This window comes from Micromonospora sp. NPDC000121 (genome assembly GCF_042899165.1).
Classification (GTDB): Bacteria; Actinomycetota; Actinomycetes; order Mycobacteriales; family Micromonosporaceae; genus Micromonospora.
In genome coordinates this window covers 1-18,735 of the sequence record NZ_JBIAZP010000013.1, presented here as the reverse complement: position 1 = coordinate 18,735, position 18,735 = coordinate 1, and the positions used below count along the sequence as shown (strand labels likewise).

Annotated in this window: 16 protein-coding genes; 7 read left to right on the top strand and 9 right to left on the bottom strand. The window is 73.6% G+C overall.

What is annotated here, in order from left to right; translation table 11 throughout:
- Positions 1-120: 120 nt before the first annotated feature.
- A complete protein-coding gene (locus ACFY23_RS28055) occupies positions 121-1,320 on the bottom strand; it encodes an acetyl-CoA C-acetyltransferase (RefSeq protein WP_350678190.1) in 1,200 nt (399 codons plus the stop codon).
- Between the two features lie 62 nt (positions 1,321-1,382).
- Here ACFY23_RS28055 and mce point away from each other — a divergent pair, with 62 nt between their 5' ends.
- The 5 genes from mce to ACFY23_RS28030 all read left to right on the top strand — a co-directional run bounded on the left by mce (position 1,383) and on the right by ACFY23_RS28030 (position 8,926).
- Positions 1,383-1,853: a methylmalonyl-CoA epimerase gene (gene mce, locus ACFY23_RS28050; RefSeq protein ID WP_350678188.1), complete on the top strand. Its 471-nt coding sequence runs from the start codon at positions 1,383-1,385 to the stop codon at positions 1,851-1,853.
- Positions 1,854-2,136: 283 nt separating this feature from the next.
- Positions 2,137-3,492, top strand: coding sequence for a crotonyl-CoA carboxylase/reductase (gene ccrA / locus ACFY23_RS28045; protein ID WP_350678300.1), 1,356 nt, complete (start codon positions 2,137-2,139; stop codon positions 3,490-3,492).
- Between the two features lie 288 nt (positions 3,493-3,780).
- Positions 3,781-5,061, top strand: coding sequence for a cell division protein DivIVA (locus ACFY23_RS28040; protein WP_350678185.1), 1,281 nt, complete (start codon positions 3,781-3,783; stop codon positions 5,059-5,061).
- 173 nt (positions 5,062-5,234) lie between these two features.
- Positions 5,235-7,484, top strand: a complete 2,250-nt coding sequence (locus ACFY23_RS28035) for a hypothetical protein (RefSeq protein WP_350678183.1) — start codon at positions 5,235-5,237, stop codon at positions 7,482-7,484.
- 152 nt (positions 7,485-7,636) lie between these two features.
- Positions 7,637-8,926, top strand: coding sequence for an AI-2E family transporter (locus ACFY23_RS28030; RefSeq protein WP_350678181.1), 1,290 nt, complete (start codon positions 7,637-7,639; stop codon positions 8,924-8,926).
- Between the two features lie 31 nt (positions 8,927-8,957).
- Here ACFY23_RS28030 and ACFY23_RS28025 read toward each other — a convergent pair whose 3' ends face one another.
- From ACFY23_RS28025 to ACFY23_RS27995, 7 genes are all read right to left on the bottom strand, one after another.
- Positions 8,958-9,767, bottom strand: a complete 810-nt coding sequence (locus ACFY23_RS28025; RefSeq protein ID WP_350678178.1) for an alpha/beta hydrolase — start codon at positions 9,765-9,767, stop codon at positions 8,958-8,960.
- A 66-nt stretch (positions 9,768-9,833) separates the two neighbouring features.
- A complete protein-coding gene (locus tag ACFY23_RS28020; RefSeq protein WP_350678175.1) occupies positions 9,834-10,160 on the bottom strand; it encodes a hypothetical protein in 327 nt (108 codons plus the stop codon).
- A 55-nt stretch (positions 10,161-10,215) separates the two neighbouring features.
- On the bottom strand, positions 10,216-11,268 hold the full coding sequence (locus tag ACFY23_RS28015; protein ID WP_350678173.1) for a hypothetical protein: 1,053 nt from the start codon (positions 11,266-11,268) through the stop codon (positions 10,216-10,218).
- Complete coding sequence (locus tag ACFY23_RS28010) at positions 11,265-11,759, bottom strand: SigE family RNA polymerase sigma factor (RefSeq protein WP_350678170.1); 495 nt, start codon at positions 11,757-11,759, stop codon at positions 11,265-11,267. The genes ACFY23_RS28015 and ACFY23_RS28010 overlap by 4 nt, the downstream gene beginning before the upstream one ends.
- A 40-nt stretch (positions 11,760-11,799) precedes the next feature.
- A complete protein-coding gene (locus ACFY23_RS28005; protein WP_350678168.1) occupies positions 11,800-13,590 on the bottom strand; it encodes a 3-hydroxybutyryl-CoA dehydrogenase in 1,791 nt (596 codons plus the stop codon).
- Positions 13,591-13,693: 103 nt separating this feature from the next.
- On the bottom strand, positions 13,694-14,773 hold the full coding sequence (locus ACFY23_RS28000) for an alpha/beta hydrolase (protein WP_350678165.1): 1,080 nt from the start codon (positions 14,771-14,773) through the stop codon (positions 13,694-13,696).
- 75 nt (positions 14,774-14,848) lie between these two features.
- Positions 14,849-15,340 (bottom strand): FHA domain-containing protein, encoded by a 492-nt coding sequence (locus ACFY23_RS27995; protein WP_350678163.1) that lies wholly within the window; start codon positions 15,338-15,340, stop codon positions 14,849-14,851.
- Between the two features lie 324 nt (positions 15,341-15,664).
- On the opposite strand from ACFY23_RS27995, the gene ACFY23_RS27990 reads away from it, so the two are divergent.
- Positions 15,665-17,161: an aldehyde dehydrogenase family protein gene (locus ACFY23_RS27990; protein ID WP_350678160.1), complete on the top strand. Its 1,497-nt coding sequence runs from the start codon at positions 15,665-15,667 to the stop codon at positions 17,159-17,161.
- Between the two features lie 66 nt (positions 17,162-17,227).
- Here the strand turns inward: ACFY23_RS27990 and nucS are convergent, their stop codons facing one another.
- Positions 17,228-17,887, bottom strand: a complete 660-nt coding sequence (gene nucS / locus ACFY23_RS27985) for an endonuclease NucS (RefSeq protein WP_350678158.1) — start codon at positions 17,885-17,887, stop codon at positions 17,228-17,230.
- A gap of 71 nt (positions 17,888-17,958) precedes the next feature.
- Here nucS and ACFY23_RS27980 point away from each other — a divergent pair, with 71 nt between their 5' ends.
- Positions 17,959-18,576, top strand: coding sequence for a DUF4126 domain-containing protein (locus ACFY23_RS27980; RefSeq protein WP_350678156.1), 618 nt, complete (start codon positions 17,959-17,961; stop codon positions 18,574-18,576).
- Positions 18,577-18,735 lie beyond the last annotated feature (159 nt).

Sequence of the window (18,735 nt, the reverse complement as noted above, 5' to 3'; positions counted from 1 at the left end):
TCCTCCCGCTCACTGTGCTGCCTCTGTTCGCGACTGCGGGGCTCGCAAGACCGGCTCACTCCTCCCGCTCACTGTGCTGCCTTCGTTGTTCGGCGACCGGGATCAGTCAGCGCGTCGCGCTCACCGACCAGTCTCGTTGCTGCCCGGGACGTGGATGATCAGCGCGTCGCCCTGACCGCCGCCGCCGCAGAGCGCGGCCGCGCCGGTGCCGCCGCCCCGGCGCTTCAGCTCCAGGGCCAGGGTGAGCACCAGCCGGGCGCCGGACATGCCGATCGGGTGGCCCAGCGCGATCGCCCCGCCGTTGACGTTGACCTTGTCCGGGCTGACGCCGAGGTCCCGCGTGGACTGGATGCCGACCTGGGCGAACGCCTCGTTGATCTCGATGAGGTCGAGGTCGGAGACGCTGAGCCCGCCCTTCTTCAGGGCGTGCTGGATGGCGTTGGACGGCTGCGAGTGCAGGGAGTTGTCCGGCCCCGCCACGTTGCCGTGCGCACCGATCTCGGCCAGCCAGGTCAGGCCCAGCTCCTTGGCCTTGGCCTTGCTCATCACGACCACGGCGGCGGCGCCGTCGGAGATCGGCGAGGAGCTGCCGGCGGTGATGGTGCCGTCCTTGGTGAACGCCGGGCGGAGCTTCGCCAGCGACTCGGTCGTGGTGTCCGGGCGGATGCCCTCGTCCTCGCTGATCACCAGCGGGTCGCCCTTGCGCTGCGGGATGACCACCGGGGTGATCTCGTCGGCGAAGTGGCCGTTCTTCTGCGCGGCGGCGGCCCGCTGGTGGCTGGCCGCGGCGAACGCGTCCTGCTCCTCGCGGCTGATGCCGTGCTTCGCGCCGAGCCGCTCGGTGGACTCGCCCATGGAGCAGCAGTCCCAGGCGTCGGTGAGCCCGTCCAGCGCCATGTGGTCCTTGACCACCACGTCGCCGTACTTGTAGCCGCCGCGCTGGCCGAGCAGCAGGTGCGGGGCGTTGGTCATCGACTCCATGCCGCCGGCCACCACGATGTCGAACTCGCCGGCCCGGATGAGCTGGTCGGCCAGGGCGATCGCGTCCAGGCCGGAGAGGCAGACCTTGTTGATGGTCAGGGCCGGCACGGACATCGGGATGCCCGCCTCGACCGCCGCCTGGCGGGCCGGGATCTGCCCGGCGCCGGCCTGGAGCACCTGACCCATGATCACGTACTGGACCTGCTCGGGGGCGACGCCGGCGCGCTCCAGCGCCGCCTTGATCGCCACGCCGCCGAGCTTGGTCGCGGAGAGGTCCTTGAGGTTGCCCAGCAGGCGCCCCATGGGGGTCCGCGCGCCGCTGACGATCACCGAAGCCATTACCTGCCTCCGAGGGGGTGCCGACCTGTACGCCTTAACGATTGTTCGGTCAGACTAGCGCCATGGCTGAGAACTCCCCCGTCGAGACCGCTGCCGACTATGTCACAGACATCGGCCTGCTCCGCATCGACCACGTCGGGGTCGCCGTGGCCGACCTGGACGCCGCGATCGACTTCTACCAGCGCACCTTCGGAATGCGCTGCGTGCACACCGAGACCAACGCCGAGCAGGGCGTCCGCGAGGCGATGCTGACCGTCGGCCCGACCACCGAGGGCGGCTGCCTGCAACTGCTCGCCCCGTTGACGCCCGAGTCGACCATCGCGAAGTTCCTGGACCGCAAGGGGCCGGGCGTGCAGCAGGTGGCGTACACGGTCGCCGACATCGACGCCGCCTGCGCGGCGCTGCGCGAGCGGGGCGTGAAGCTGCTCTACGACACCCCGAAGCGCGGCACGTCGAACTCCCGGGTCAACTTCGTCCACCCGAAGGACGCCGGCGGCGTGCTCGTCGAGCTGGTCGAGCCCGCCGCGCACTGACGCCCCCGACCGGCCCCCGCCGCGACGGTGGGGGCCGGCGGACCCCGGGCGTCGAGCGCGCCGGTGCGCGGTACGACCGCCGCCCGGACACCTCCACGCATCGGTCGATGCAGTTTTTCACAGAGGACTTCCAGCCCTAGCTACCGTTCAGTAACGTCCCGCCCAACAGGAGCGCGGCCGGTGCCGGATGTGTCGGATGCCGACATGGCGGCGGACCGCTCCCGCGCCGACGATGGCAGCACCCAGGCCCGCGTGCGCGGGTGCGGACGAACGGGAGGTCGACGTGCAGGACATCCTCGAAGCGATCATGGCGGCGGAGGGATCCGACCATCCGGAGCGGGAGCTCGCCGGCATCGCCGGCCTGCCGGTGCCCGAGTCGTACCGGGGCGTCGTGGTGCGCGCGGACGAGGCCGGGATGTTCGACGGCCTGGCCACCCGGGACAAGGACCCGCGCAAGGCGCTGCACGTGCAGGAGGTGCCGACGCCGGAACTCGGGCCGGGCGAGGCGCTCGTGGCGGTCATGGCCAGCGCGATCAACTACAACACTGTCTGGACCAGCATCTTCGAGCCGCTGCCGACCTTCAAGTTCCTCCAGCGCTACGGCCGGGTCTCCGAGCTGACCAGGCGGCACGACCTGCCGTACCACGTGGTCGGCTCGGACGCCGCCGGCGTGGTGCTGCGCACCGGGCCCGGGGTGACCCGCTGGAAGGCCGGCGACGAGGTGGTCGCGCACTGCCTGTCGGTGGAGCTGGAGGACGCGGCCGGGCACGACGACACCATGCTCGACCCGCAGCAGCGGATCTGGGGCTTCGAGACCAACTTCGGCGGCCTCGCCGAGCTGGCCGTGGTCAAGGCCAACCAGCTGATGCCCAAGCCGCGCCACCTGAGCTGGGAGGAGGCGGCCAGCCCCGGCCTGGTCAACTCGACGGCGTACCGGCAGCTCGTGTCGCACCACGGGGCGAACATGAAGCAGGGCGACGTGGTGCTGATCTGGGGCGCCTCCGGCGGCCTGGGCAGCTACGCCACCCAGATGGCACTCCACGGCGGGGCGATCCCGGTCTGCGTGGTGTCCTCCCCGGACAAGGCGGAGTTGTGCCGCAGGATGGGAGCGGAGCTGGTGATCGACCGGGCCGCCGAGGGCTTCCGCTTCTGGAAGGACGAGGAGACCCAGGACCCGGACGAGTGGCGCCGCCTCGGCGAGCGGATCCGCGAGCTGACCGGCGGCGAGGACCCGGACATCGTCTTCGAGCACCCGGGCCGGGAGACCTTCGGCGCCAGCGTCTTCGTGGCCAAGAAGGGTGGCACCGTCGTCACCTGCGCCTCCACCAGCGGCTTCCAGCACCAGTACGACAACCGCTACCTCTGGATGCACCTGAAGCGGATCGTCGGCAGCCACTTCGCGAACTACCGGGAGGCCTGGGAGGCGAACCGGCTGGTGGCACTGGGCAGGATCCACCCGACCGTGTCGAGGACCTACGGCCTGGAGCAGACCGGCCAGGCCGCGTACGAGGTGCACCGCAACGCGCACCAGGGCAAGGTCGGCGTCCGCTGCCTCGCCCCCTCCGACGGGCTCGGCGTGCGCGACCGCGGACTGCGCTCCCGGCACGAGGACGCGATCAACCGGTTCCGCGGCCACTGACCACACAGACGACCCGCCGACGACCATTGCGGCGAACGGCGATCGTTTTCCGCCACCGACCCGGGGCGCCCATTCGAGCGACCCGGCCATGCGCGACAAAGGGCCGCGGGGATCTCCCGCGGCCCTTTTCCGTAGTCACGCTCCGTGCCGTCCGACCCCGCCCGGGACCTGCCAAGATCGCCGTTTGGTCCCGCCTCCCGGGGCTCCCGCAGTTGACCATGTAAAGAGGACGCGAAAGCTCGGGACCGCTCTTGCGAAGCACCCTGGGGAGTCTGCAAGTATGTCCCAATGCCCCAGCAGTCCTCCCCTCTTGCGTTCTTCGATAACGCGAACTCCCAGCCCGATTTCACCGTCGGCCTTCGCGGCTACAACACCCACCAGGTCGATGACTTCATCGGCCGGATGACGGCCGCGCTGACCCAGTCCGAGCAGGCCCGGGCCGAGGCCGAGCAGCGCATGAACGACGCCCAGCGCCGGCTCCGCCAGGCCGAGCAGCGCATGAGCACGCTGGAGCAGAAGCTCGCCGACACCAACAAGCAGCTCGAGGAGAACAGCCGGCCCACCCTCTCCGGCCTCGGCACCCGGGTCGAGCAGATCCTCCGGCTGGCCGAGGAGCAGGCCAACGACCACCGCAACGAGGCCAAGCGCGAGTCGGAGGGCATCCTCTCCGCCGCCCGCCTCGAGGCCCGGGAGATCACCGACAAGGCACGGGCCGAGGCGGCGGCGATGAAGGCCACCGCCGAGCGGGAGGCCGGCAGCGTCCGCACCGCCGCCGAGCGGGAGGCCGCCGAGGTCCGCGTCCAGGCCCGGCGCGAGGCCGACACGCTGCGCTCCGACGCCGACCGCGAGACCAAGCAGCTGCGCACGGTCACCGCGCACGAGGTCGCCGAGCTGAAGTCCACCGTCGAGCGCGAGGTCGCCACCCTCCGGGCGACCGCCGAGCGGGAGATCACCCAGCAGCGGGCGAAGGCCGCCCGGGAGGCAGAGGAGAAGCGCGCCGAGGCGACCAAGCTGCTCACCGACGCGCGGGACAAGCGCGACAAGGACCTCCAGGCCCTGGAGCTCCAGCTCGCCGAGCGCCGGGAGAAGGCCGAGCGCGAGGAGTCGGAGCGGCACGCGGCGCAGGTCGCGCAGACCCAGAAGCTGGTCAGCGAGGCGGAGCAGCGGGCCCACGCCGCGCAGGAGCGGGCCAAGGAGATCGAGCAGCGCGCCGAGGCCCGCCGGGTCGAGTCGGAGCGCACCGCCAACGAGACGATCGACAAGGCCAAGTCGCTGGCCGAGAAGACGCTCAGCGAGGCGAAGGCCGAGGCGAAGCGGCTGCTCACCGAGGCGCGCACCGAGGCCGAGCTGACCACCCAGGCGGCGCGCCGGGAGGTCGAGGACCTCACCCGGCAGAAGGACGCCGTCACCTCGCAGCTCGGCCAGATGCTCTCCGGTCTCGCCGGCATCGTGCCGGGCGTGCCGGCCGCGCAGCCGGCCACCCAGCCCGCGTCGGCAGCGCCGGCCACCCCCGAGGCGAAGAAGGCCGACGGCGCGGCCGAGCGGGTCGCCGCCGAGACGTCCAACTGACCGACCCGACCGGGGCATGACGACGGCGCGGGGTGACACCGGGTAACCGGTGTGCCCCGCGTCGTATGCGTTTGCCCGTCAGGGAATTGTCCAGACGTGGCCGCAGTGAAGTAGGTCCCATCCGGGCCGTCCGTATCGCCCCAGCAGAGCCGGATGCGTGTGAGGATGGGGGCATGTCGCACGGCGAGGAACTGTTCGCTCTCGGCGGGGACGTGACCACGGAGCCCAGCTTCGAGTCCGCTCTGCGGGGGTACGAGAAACGACAGGTCGACCGGTACGTCGCTCGTGCGGAGCACGAGATCGCGGCCCTCGCGGCCGAGCGGGAGCAGGCCTACACACAGATCCACAAGCTCGCCGGCCAGGTGGAGGTGCTCCAGCGGGACCTCGCCCAGGCGCGCAAGTCGTCCGGCGCGCTGGAGAACGTCTCCTTCCGGCACCTCGGCCCGCGGGTGGAACAGATCCTCACCCTCGCCGAGGAGCAGGCCGACGCGGTCCTGGCCGCCGCCAGCCAGGAGATCGAGGCGCGCCGGGCGGCCGCCGAGCACATCGTCGAGGAGGCGCGCGAGCAGGCCGCCACCGCGCTCAAGGACTTCGAGATCGCGCTCGCCGCCCGCCGAGCGGAGGAGGATCGGCACAGCGCGGCCCGCAAGGCCGAGGCGGACGCCGCGGTCCGGACCGCCAAGGAGGAGTCCGCGCGGCTGCGCAAGACCGCCCAGGAGGCGCTGGCGAAGGCCCAGCAGGAGGCCACCCAGCTCCGCGATGCGGCCAAGGAGATCCACCACCGGGCCCAGCAGGAGGCGACCAAGCTCCGCGAGGCCGCCAAGGAGGTCCACGCCAGGGCCCAGCAGGAGGCCACCCAGCTCCGCGATGCGGCCAAGGAGGTCCACGCCAAGGCCCAGCAGGAGGCCAAGCGCCTGACCGACCAGGCCACCGAGGCGGGCCGGGCCACCCACGCCAAGGCGCAGCGCGACGCCAAGCAGATCATCGACAACGCCGCCCAGGCCGGTCGGGCCACCCGCGACAAGGCCCGGCAGGAGGCGGAGCGGCTCACCACCCAGGCGGCCGAGGCGGCCAAGCGGAGCCGCGCCGACACCGAGGCGTACGTGCAGCGGATGCGCACGGAGACCGAGGCGTACGTGCAGCAGGCCCGGGCGCAGACGCAGCAGGAGCTGGGCGCCTGGCGGGCCGGGGTGGAGAAGGAGGTCAACAGCCGACGCGAGGCGGCGGACCGCGAGCTGACCCAGCGCCGGGCGACCGCCGAGCAGGAGTTCACCAAGCGCCGCGACGACCTGGAGAAGCAGTACAAGACCCGCCGCACCGAGCTGGAGCAGCAGCACAAGAGCCGGCACGACGAGCTGGAGACCGGGTTCGAGTCGCGCCGGGCCACGCTGGAGTCGGAGTACACCAGCCGGAAGAACGAGATCGAGCAGGGTGCCGCCGCCGTCCGGCAGGCCGCCGAGCGGGACGCGCTGGCGATGCGCCGCCAGGCCGAGGAGGAGGCGGCGGCGCTGCTCGACCGGGCCGAGTCGGAGGCGGCCGAGAAGCGCCGCAAGGCCGACGAGCACGTGGCGACCTCGCGCCGCCAGTTCGAGGAGTACGCGGCGACGACGCAGCAGCACCTGGCCACCACCCAGCAGCACCTCGCCGCCACCCAGCAGGAGGCCGCCGCGAGCCGCCAACAGCTCGCCCAGGTGATGCTCGAGATCGCGCAGGCCCAGCAGCAGCTCGCCGACCTGCGGCAGGAGACGTGGAAGTCGCGGCAGGAGTCCGACGAGCTGCAGCGACAGGTGGCCGAGCTGCGGTTGGGGCTGGTCGGGGCGGCCGACCGACCGGGCGGGACGGGCGGCGCCGCCGCAGCCGGCCCGGTGGTGGCCGACGGTCGGCCCGCCGGGCCCGGCACCGCCACGGCGAACGGTGGGAAGGCGTCGAGCGCCGCCGGCGCGACGCCCGCCGGGCCGGACGGGGCGTCCGCGTCCCGGAGCGACGGGACGCCGGCGGGGCCGGGCGGGACGAAGAAGGACACCGCTCCGGCCGTGGCGACGAAGGCCGCCGCCCCTGCCGGAGCGGGAGCGGCACCGGCGGGTGGGGCGGGCAAGGAGGCCGCCCCGGTTGCGGAGGGCAGGCCCGCCGCGGGCAAGGTGGAGCCGGCGGAGGCCGGTCAGCCGGCCAAGGGTCGGATCGATCCGGCGGACTCCGGGCAGGCCGAGGCTGGCAAGGTCGCGTCCGTGACCACCGTCGACGGCGGCACCGCCAGCGCCGGCGTGGACGGGGAGCCGACCGTGGCGGCGGTGCCGGGTGCGGGTGGTCGGGACGCCACCCCGACGAAGATCACCAGCACCGGCGAGAACGGGAAGCGGCCGACGAAGCCGACCACCGACGAGCGCAGCGCCAAGCCGAGCAAGGTCGTGGTCGAGAAGGACTGACCACCCGACCGGCGCGACGGGCCGGGGTGACGCGACCCGGTGGACGGACGGGCCGGCCGGGCGCCCCTGACGGCCACTACGCTCCTGATCGGAGCCCCGGGCGCGCGGCCCAGGCACCGGCGGGCCGGCGGGAGTCGATCAGGGAGGTCCGGATGGCACAGGACGGCCCCGAAGCATCGGGCGACCGGCAGCCCGGGACCACCCCGGACCCACCCGAGGGCGCCGCCGAGCCGGAGCGTGCCCCCGACCCGGGACGGAGGCGGGCCGCCGGGCCGGAGCGGACGGCCGAGCCCGCGTGGGAGCGGACAACCGGGCCGGAGCGGGGGCGGGCCGGGTCACCACCCGCCAGCGCGGCGTCGACGTCGGGCGGCGAGCGGCCGACGGCCGTCGGGACAGGACGGTTCGGCACGCCGGGGCTACCGCTGCGACGCAGCAGCTTCCTGGTCGGCTTCACGGGGGCGGCCGGGGTGCTGCTCGCGTACGCCCTCTATCTGGGCCTGCGCAACGCGGCCGGAATCCTCGTCCTGGTGGTCATCGCGCTCTTCCTCGCCGTCGGCCTGCACCCCGCCGTGGTCCGGCTGCGGTCCTGGGGGCTGCCGCATGGCGCGGCGGTGGCGACGGTCGCGCTGACCGTCGTGCTGCTCCTCTGCGGCGGCGTGTTCGCCCTGGTGCCGCCGATCGTCACGCAGACCGGGCAGTTCGTCGACCAGTTGCCGAGCTACCTGGAGGAGTTGCGCCGCAACCCGACGGTCAACGACCTGGTGGAGCGGTACGACCTGATGGAGCGTCTGCGGAACGCCGCGAACGCGGACACGATCGGGCAGGCGCTCGGCGGGGTGCTCGGCGGGGCCCAGATGGTCTTCGGCACGGTGTTCCGGGGGCTGACCGTGCTGGTGCTGACGATCTACTTCCTCGTCTACTTCGACCGGCTCCGCGACCTGGGCTACTCGCTGGCGCCCCGGTCCCGCCGGGAGCGGGTGCGGCTGATCGGCGACGAGATCCTCAACAAGGTCGGCGCGTACATGGTGGGCGCGGTCAGCATCGCGGTGCTGGCCGGGACGACCACGTTCGTCTTCGCGCTGGTCGTCGGGCTGCCGTACCCGTTCGCGCTGGCCGTGGTCGTCGCGGTGACCGACCTGATCCCGCAGATCGGCGCCACGCTGGGCGCGGTGATCGTCAGCCTGGTCGGCTTCGCCACGGACCTGCCGGTCGGCATCGCCTGCGTGGTGTTCTTCCTGATCTACCAGCAGGTGGAGAACTACCTGATCTATCCCAAGGTCATGCGCCGGTCGGTGGCGGTCAACGAGGTGGCCGCCCTGGTCGCCGCGCTGCTCGGCGTGTCGCTGCTGGGCGTGGTGGGCGCGCTGATCGCGATCCCGGCGGTGGCCGCGTTCCAGCTCATCCTGCGGGAGGTGATCCTGCCCCGGCAGGAGTCCCGCTGACCCCGGCCGAGGACCGCGACGACCACCCCGGTCAGCCGGCCTGGCCCGCTGGCGGGCCGGGCACCGGGCGGTCGGCGAAGGAGGCCACCGTGCGGTCGGCGTACGCGCTGACGTCGCCGGTCTCCACCGGGCCGTCCCAGGTGGTCGGCAGCGGCACGGCGGCGGCCGGGTTGACCCGGCGGACCACCTCGTCCAGCACGGTCTCGGCGTCGCCGACCCAGAGGTGCTTCGCGCCGGGCACCCCGACCACCTCGGCCTGCGGCACCGCCGCGAAGCGTTCCCGCGCCTCGTCGGGGCGCAGGTAGTCGTCGAACTCCGGCACCAGGGCGGTCAGCGGCTTGCCGGACGTCGCCCAGTGGTCGAGGTCCGCCGGGGTGGAGTAGCGCAGCGGCGGGGAGAGCAGGATCGCCCCGCTGACCGCCGGGTCGCAGCCGTACTTCAGGGTCAGGTCCGTGCCGAACGACCAGCCGAGCAACCAGATGTTCGGCAGCTCGGCGAACTCGGCGTACTCGATGGCGGCGGCGACGTCGAAGCGCTCGCCGACGGCGTTGTCGAAGGCGCCCTCGCTGGTGCCGCGCAGGCTGCTGGTGCCCCGGGTGTTGAAGCGGAGCACGGCCAGGTCGGCCAGCGCCGGCAGGCGCCACGCCGCCTTACGGAACACGTGGCTGTCCATCATCCCGCCGTGCGTGGGCAGCGGGTGCAGGCAGACGAGGGTGCCCACCGGCTCCCGGTCCAGCGGTCGGGCCAGCTCGCCGACCAGCCGCAGTCCGTCCGCGGTGTGCAGCTCGATGTCCTCGCGGCGCCCGGGCAGAATCGTGGACGCGCGGATCGGTGTGCTCACCCGTCCAGTCTCACCCGTGCGGCCCGCGGCCGCCGGGCGGGGCGGAAACAGGGTGATCCAGATCGCTCAGCCGTACCGGGGGGCGCTGCGGCCACGCTGGACGACCGGCCCGCGCCGGTCCCGGGCGCGCCAGCAGCCGCTGTGCCAGTGCCGCCGGTCCGTCAGGTCGCCCCGCCCGTCGGCCGGCCACGCCACCACGTGCGCCGCCCCGGGCCGGATCTCCTGGTCGCAGCCCGGGCAGCGGTACGTCTTGGTGGACGCCCCACCGCTGATCCCGCGCACCTGCCACTCGCCGTCGCGCCACTGCTGCACCGAGGCGACCCCCTGCCGCACCCGGTCGGAGTCGAGGTGGGCGGCGTCATCGCGGCGAGGTCGGTTGCGGCGGGGGCTCACGGTCACCAAGCGTACGGGCCGCCGGCGGGAGTGCCAGTCGGCCCGGCCCGCCCGGTCAGTCCCAGGTCTCGGGCCGGGTCAGGTCCTCGGCGACCCGCGCCCCGCCCAGCACGACGGCCGCGTCCGCCTCGGTGAACCCGTGGAGCGGCCAGCCGAACCGGGCCGTCAGGTGCGCCTTCGGGAAGCCGAGCAGCTCCAGCTCGTCCCCCTTCGGGTAGAGGTAGGCCGCTCGGCCGCCGATCGTCCGGTTCCCCTCGGTACGGCGGCCCGAGATCTCGCGGTAGTACTCCAGCCGCACCTGCATCCGGCGTTCGCCGGGCCGGGTGACGAGCAGCAGGACGTCGAGCGAGTCCGGGAAGCCGATCGCGTTCACCTCACAGCCGGAGAGCCGGGCGTCCGACGGCAGCGCGCCCAGCCGCAGCGGGGACGCGCACCGGTGCGCCGCGTCGAGGCGCAGCGCGGACCGCGCCGTCCGCAGCGCCGAATCGTCGCCGGCCACGGTGTGCACCCGGGCGTAGAGGCCGGGGACCGGCTGCCAGCGCAGGAACCACCCCGGCTGCCCGTCGGGCCCGGGCGGGGCCACCCGCTGCACCCGCCCGTCGAACGCGTCGGCGCCCGCCGGCACGTCCGGGTAGGTTCCCCCCTCGTGGTGGATGTTCTCCACCGCCGCGGCGGTCCGGCCGAGGTCGAACACGACCTGTCGGCCACCGCCGAGGTCGAGCCGGGCGCTCTCCACGCCGGGGACGGACTGCCAGGTGAGCCAGCGGGCCCGGGCCGGGTCGACGGCGAAGTGCAGCACCTCCGGGTCGCTGCCGACCAGGTCGGGTCGGGCGGCGGCGCCGGGCACCCCGTCCGCCCGGCTCGGCGCGGCGACGGTGACCGCCGGCTCGGCGCCCGGCCATCGCGGTCCGGGTGCCGGCCCGGGAGCGGCGACGGCGGCGAACCCCAGCAGGACCACCACCCCCAGCGCGCCGCCCGCGCCGATCCGGCGGCGTCGGCGGCGGGCCCGCCCCCCGGCCACCGCCCGCGCGGTCAGCCGGTCGGTGTCCACGGCTCCCTCGGCGCGCTCGCGCAGCGCCCGTACGATCCGCTCGTCGAGGTCCGTCACGGCCGGCTCCCGTTCGTCGTCGGGAGGCCGCAGCGCTCCCGGAGATGGGTGAGCGCCCGCATGGCGTGGGTGCGGACGGTGACCGGCGAGCAGTCCAGGATCTGGGCGATGGTCGCGTCGTCGAGGTCCTCGTAGTAGCGCAGCACGAGCACCGCCCGCTGGCGGTCGGGCAGCCCGAGGACGAGGCGCCACATCGCGTCCCGGTCGGCGGTCTCGCCGCCGAGGTCGCCGCGCTGCGGCCGCTCGGCGAAGTCGGCCGTCGCCAGTTCGCGGTTCGCGCGCCGGCGCCACCAGGAGTTGTTGGCGTTGACCAGCATCCGGCGCACGTACACGTCGGGCCGGTCCGCCCGGGCGATCCGCCGCCAGTGCACGTACGCACGGGCCAGGACGTCCTGGGTGAGGTCCTCGGCCCGGTGCTCGTCCCCGGTCAGCAGCCGGGCCAGCCGGATCAGGGCCGGCCCGCGGCTGCTGACGTACTCCTCGAAGGTCACACCATGCAGACGCCGTCACCGGCGCCGGACGTTGACCCGGTCAGCGACGGGTGTGGTCGCGGAAGCCGCGGCCGCTCTTGCGGCCCAGGTAGCCGGCCGTGACCAGGTGCTCCAGCAGCGGGGCTGGCGCGAAGCCCGGCTCGCGCAGCTCCAGGTAGAGCTCCCGCTGGATGGCCAGCGAGACGTCCAGGCCGACCACGTCGAGCAGCTCGAACGGACCCATCGGGTAGCCGCAGCCCAGCTTCATCGCGTAGTCGATGTCGTCGGCGGTGGAGTAGCTGGCCTCCAGCATCTTGACCGCGTCGTTGAGGTAGGGGAAGAGCAGCGCGTTGACGATGAAGCCGGACCGGTCGCCGCAGACCACGCCCGTCTTGCCCAGCGCGGCGCACACCGCGCGGGCGGTGGCGGTCGTCTCGGCCGACGTCCGGATGGTCTGCACGATCTCGACCAGCGGCATGACGGGGGCCGGGTTGAAGAAGTGCAGCCCGACCACGTCGGCGGGCCGCTGGGTGGCCATCGCGACGTCGATCACCGGCAGCGACGAGGTGGTGGTGGCGAGCACGACGCCCGGCTTGCAGATCTCGTCGAGGCTGGCGAAGAGGGCCTTCTTGACGCTCAGCTCCTCCACCACGGCCTCGACCACGAGGTCGACGTCCGCGAGGTGTTCCAGGGTGGCCGACCAGTTGACCCGGCCGAGGGCGACGTCCCGGTCGTCCTCGCTGAGCTTGCCGCGCACCACGCCCTTGTTGAGCGAGGTCTTGACCGCCTCGCAGACCTTCGCGGACTTCTCCGCGCCCCGGGTCACCGAGACGACCTCGTAGCCGGCCTTGGCGAAGACCTCGATGATGCCGGTGGCCATCGTTCCGGAGCCCACCACGCCCACCTTCGCGATGGCCCGCGCGCCGTCGGCCAGCGCCGGCTCCGCCGCCACGGGCGTCCGCTCGTCCGGTACGACCTTCGGGGAGCCAGGCCGCTCGTACGTGTAGAAGCCCCGGCCGGACTTGCGGCCGAGCAGCCCGGCGGTGACCATCTGCTTGATCAGCGGCACGGGGGCGTGCCGGCGGTCCCGGCCGCCGCGCCGGTACATGGTGTCCAGGATCTCGTACGCGGTGTCCAGGCCGATCAGGTCCATCAGCGCCAGCGGGCCCATCGGCAGGCCGCAGCCGAGCTTCATGGCCGCGTCGATGTCCTCACGGCTGGCGTAGTGCGACTCGAACATGCCGACGGCGTGGTTGAGATAGCCGAAGAGCAGCGCGTTGGCGATGAAGCCGGCGCGGTCGTTGATGGTGACGTCGACCTTGCCGAGCCGGTCGCAGAGCGCCTCCACGTCCGCGACCACGTCGGCGGAGGTGACCACTGTCCGGACGACCTCGACGAGCTTCATGACCGGGGCCGGGTTGAAGAAGTGGATGCCGATCACCTGGTTGGGCCGGGTGGTGGCGACGGAAATCTCGGTGACGCTCAGCGACGAGGTGTTGGTGGCCAGGATCGCCTCGGGCTTGCAGACCCGGTCCAGCTCGGCGAAGATCCGCTGCTTGAGGTCCAGGTGCTCGGGCACCGCCTCGATGACGAGGTCGACCGAGTGCAGCGCGCCGAGCCCGACCTGCCAGTCCACCCGGGACAGCAGCGCGTCCCGGTCGGCCTCGGCGAGCTTGCCCTTGGCCACGGCCCGGTCGGTGGAGCCGGTGAGGGTGGCCCGGCCGCGCTCCAGCGCGGCCTCGGAGATCTCGACCGCGACGACGTCGACGCCGTTGCGCGCGAATACCTCGACGATGCCGGCACCCATGGTGCCCAGACCCACAACGCCCACGCTGGTGAACTCGCGCGCCACGACCGGCCTCCCCAATGCTCCGCACGGCCGCATGAACGGCCGCTAAGGTTATGCGCGCGAGTCTGCCACGTGACGTTCGGTTGTCGAGACGCCGTGGGGTATTTCACGAGCCGTGCGGGGCTGCCCCGTCGGTCAGCCGCAGCAGCTCGGCGACGAACTCGGCCGGCCGCTCCAGGTGCGGGCTGTGCCCGCAGCCGGGCAGCAGCACCTCCCGGTACGCGCCGCCGGCCGCCGCGTAACGCTCCAGCACCGCCCGGGTCTGCCCCACCATCGGCTGCGCCGGGCAGGCGTCCGCCCCCGGCCAGCCGGGCACCACACCGAGCGAACCCAGGTGGGCCAGGTCGAACAGCGAGGTGTCCGAGACGATCACGTCGGCGTCCCCGTGGATCCAGGTGACCGGCGGTTTGCCGGCGACGGCCACGAGGTCGTCGGCGATCCGGAAGTACGCCGGGGAGAGCGCGTTGAGCACGCCGCGCCGGCCCGGGGCGGTGCCGGGCCAGTTCGCCGAGTCGACCGCCGTGCCCGGGTAGTTGTCGTCGCCCGTCGCGGTGCTGACGAGGGTGTCCAGCAGCAGTTCCTCGTCGTCGCCGAGGGAGGCCGGGTCCGCGACATAGGTGGCCCGCAGCACGTTGCGCGGACTGGCCTGGCTGTCCGTGCCCCGGTCGCCGGCGGCCAGCCGCTTGACGAACTCCTGGTTGGCCGTGCCCGCCCCGGTGCCGGCGAAGTCGGGCGTGGTGGGGGTGCCGGTCAGGTCGCGGGTGCCCCCGTAGCCGTACGGCGAGACCGGCGCGGCGAGCAGCAGCGCGGCCACCCGGTCGGGGTGGTCGACCAGCAGCCGCATGGCCACTCCCCCGCCCAGCGAGTGCCCCACCACCACCGGACGGGCGCCGGGCGCGAACAGGGACGGCTCGTCGAGCAGCGCGGCGAGGTCGTCGGAGAAGTCGGTCAGCCCCCGGGTCGCGTCCACCGGGGCGGTGTCGGTGTACCCGTAGCCACGCAGGTCGGGCGCGACCACCCGGAGGGTGTCCGGCAGCCGCCGCACCAGCGGCTCCCAGAAGGCCGCGGACGAGCAGTTGCCGTGGACCAGCAGCACGGGCACGCCGTCGGGCGGCCCGGCCACCCGGACCGCCTGGGTGATCCCGTTCGCCGACACGAGCTGCTGTCCGGTCTCCATCCGCGGCATGCTGCCACGACCGCGCTGGCCACGTCCATGGCCCCGTCCGCCATGGTCCCCGGCCCGGAGGTGTGCGGCGACGGGTCAGGACGGGGCGGACACCACCGCGGCCACCGGCACGGGCTCGGCGCCCACCGGGGCCGGGGGCGCCGGCACGGGGTCGGCGCCCGGGAGGGCCGGCGTCGCGATCGGCAGCGGCAGCGTCGGGCGGCGGTCCCGCCCCGGCTGGCCGAAGCTGAACCCCACCGGATCGGTCCGCGCCACGCCCGGGTCGAAGAGGCGCAGCTCGGTGCGCCCGACCCGGATCACGTCCCCGTCGGCCAACTGCTCGACGCCGGTGATCCGCCGGTCGTTCAGCCAGGTGCCGTTGGTCGAGCCCAGGTCCGCCAGGCAGGCGCCCTGGTCCGTCAGCCAGACCTCGGCGTGCCGGCGGCTCAGGTGCGCGTCGGGCACGACGATGTCGGCCGTCGGCGCCCGGCCGATCACCTGCCGCGCCGGGCCGACCCGGAGGCTCAGCCCCCGCATCGCCCCACCCGCCACCGTCAACAGCGGCATCAGTTCCAGACGCTCCTCCATGGACAGACAGCCCCCCACCCCACGCGGTCACCCCGCGCGTCAGCCTGCCACCACACGGTAGTGGCCCTCGACCGCCGGGCGGCCACCTCCACGCCTCCGGCCGGACACCTCCCGTTCGCCGGTTCGGCGCCCACCGGCCGGCGAAGACCGCAAACCCGTCCCCCCGACCGGCCGGTCGGCCCGGCCGGTGCACGAAATCGGGCACGACCGTGTCCGACGAGGCCGCGCGGCGGGCCGCGGCCTGCTCGCCGCGGGCGGCCCGGCGAGCCGGACCGGCAGATCGCTGCCCTACCGGCCAGTAATCCTCGGGTCTAGACTTCCGCCATGACGGCTGTGCATGTCCCGGGAGCCCCGGTCATCGAGGACGGTCGGCTGGTGTCGACGAGCCCGGCGACCGGCGAGGAGGTCGGTCGCCTGCCGGTGGCGACCGCCGAGGACGTCGCGCGGGCGGTCGAGCGGGCCCGCCCGGCCGGGCAGTGGTGGGCCGGGCTCGGCTTCGCCGGGCGCAGGGAGCGGCTGCTGCGGTGGCGGGCTCTGCTCGCCCGGCGGATCGAGGAGCTGGCCGAGCTGGTGCACGCCGAGGGCGGCAAGCCGGTGGCCGACGCCGTCGTGGAGATCGTCACCGCCGTCGAGCACGTCGACTGGGCGGCCCGCAACGCCCGCCGGGTGCTGGGCCCCCGCCGGGTCCGCTCGCGGCTCGTCCTGGCCGAGTTCTCCGCCCACCTCGAATACCAACCGCACGGGGTGGTCGGCGTGATCGGCCCGTGGAACTATCCCGTCTTCACCCCGATCGGCTCCGTCGCGTACGCGCTGGCGGCCGGAAACGCGGTGGTGCTGAAGCCCAGCGAGTACACCCCCGCCGTCGGGCAGTGGCTGGTCGACACCTTCGCCGAGGTGGTGCCGGAGCAGCCGGTGTTCACCGCGGTGCACGGGCTCGGCGACGTCGGCGCGGCGCTCTGCCGCTCGGGGGTGGGCAAGGTGGCCTTCACCGGCTCGTCCGCCACCGCCCGGAAGGTGATGGCGGCCTGCGCCGAGTCGCTGACGCCGGTGCTGCTGGAGGCGGGCGGCAAGGACGCGATGATCGTCGACGCCGACGCCGACCTGGACGCCGCCGCCGAGGCGTGCGTCTGGGGCGCGCTCACCAACGCCGGCCAGACCTGCATCGGCATCGAGCGGGTCTACGCGGTCGAGCCGGTCTTCGACGCCTTCGTCGGGAAGGTGGTCGAGCGGGCCGGCCGGTTGACCGTCGGCCCCGACGACGCCGACATCGGCCCGATCACCATGCCGAGCCAGCTCGACGTGATCCGCCGGCACATCGACGACGCGCTGGCCCGGGGCGGCCGGGCGGTGCTGGGCGGGGCCGACGCGGTGCAGCCGCCGTACGTGCGCCCGACCGTGCTGGTGGACGTCCCGGAGGACTCGCTCGCCGTACGCGAGGAGACCTTCGGCCCGACCCTGACCGTCAACCGGGTACGCGACGCCGACGAGGCCGTCGCCCGGGCCAACGCCCTGTCGTACGGCCTGGGGGGTTCGGTCTTCGGCCGGCGCCGCGCGGTGGCGATCGCCCGGCGGCTGCGCTCGGGGATGGCGTCGGTCAACTCGACGCTGACCTTCGCCGGGATGTCCACGCTGCCGTTCGGCGGTGTCGGCGACTCCGGCTTCGGCCGCATCCACGGCGAGGACGGGCTGCGCGAGTTCAGCCGCGCCAAGGCGATCACCCGCCGGCGGGCAAGGTCGCTGCTGGCCGCCACGACCTTCGAGCGCACGCCGGCCGACGTCGCCCGGCTCGTCAGGGCCATCAAGACGATGTACGGCCGGTGACCGCCGGGCAGGCGGTCACGACCGCCGCGATGACGGGAGCGGTACGCGGGCGCCCGCGCCACCAGGTCAGAAGAGGGTGAGCTCGTCCCGCTCGATGCCGCGCAGCTTGTCGTAGTCCACGACGACGCAGCGGATGCCCCGGTCGGTGGCGAGCACCCTGGCCTGCGGCTTGATCTCCTGCGCGGCGAACACCCCGGCGACCGGCGCCAGCAGCGGGTCGCGGTTCATCAGCTCCAGGTACCGGGTGAGCTGCTCCACGCCGTCGATCTCGCCGCGCCGTTTCACCTCCACCGCGACGGCGCCCTGGTTGGCGTCCCGACAGAGCAGGTCCACCGGGCCGATGGCGGTCATGTACTCCCGGCGGACCAGCGTGAACCCCTCGCCGAGCGTCTCCGGGTTGGCCGCCAGCAACTCCTGGAGGTGCGCCTCCACGCCGTCCTTGCGCAGGCCCGGGTCGACGCCCAACTCGTACGAGGTGTCCTGGAAGACCTCCTCCAGGGTGATCCGCAGCTCCTCGCCGGCCTTGTTGACGACCCGCCAGACGCCGGGAGCCTCCTCCAGCCGGCAGGGCGGGCTCATCCAGTTCAGCGGCTTGTACGCCCGGTCGTCCGCGTGGATCGACACCGACCCGTCCGCCTTCACCATCAGCAACCGGGTGGCCGGCGGCAGGTGGGCCGAGAGCCGTCCGACGTAGTCCACCGAGCACTTCGCAATCACCAACCGCACCCGACGAGGGTAGCCGAGGCCCCGGCCCGCGCCACCGAGCGGCACTGGCGTGGCGGTGGGATGCTGAGACGGTGCTCGAAGTTCTCACCGGTACCGGCCTCGCCGCCTCGGCGGGGCTGAACGCCTACATCCCCCTGCTCACCATGGGGTTGCTGGCCCGCTACACCAGCCTGATCGACCTGCCCGCCGGCTGGCAGTGGCTCGGCAACGGCTGGGTGCTCGCCATCCTGGCGGTGCTGCTGGTCATCGAGGTGGTGGCCGACAAGGTGCCCGTGGTCGACCACGTCAACGACGTGGTGCAGACGGTGGTGCGGCCCACCGCCGGTGGCCTGGCCTTCGGCGCGGGTTCGTCGTCGGAGACGGTGACGGTGAGCGACCCGGGGAGTTTCTTCTCCTCCCACCAGTGGGTCCCCGTGGTGACCGGGGTGCTGATCGCCCTGGGCGTGCACCTGCTGAAGTCCGCCGCCCGACCGGTCGTCAACGCGACCACGGCCGGCGCCGGCGCCCCGGTGGCCAGCACCGCCGAGGACGCCACGAGCGTGGTCATGTCGGTGGTGGCGATCATCCTGCCGGTGCTGGTGCTGGCGTTCCTGCTCGGGCTGGTCCTCTTCGTCTTCTGGTTCCTGCGCCGCCGGTCCGACCGCCGCCGGGAACGTCAGGCGGCGCGGGCCGCCGGCTTCCGCGTCTGACCGTCGTACGCACCGACGGCCGGCACCCATGCGGGGTGCCGGCCGTCGTCGGTGTTCACGATGTGCCGCTGGCCGGCGCCCGTGTCGGGTGCCGGCCAGCGATCCCCCTTGTGGTGGAAAGTCTGTCGCTCTGTTCGTCAGCTGTTCCAGTGCTCGGCG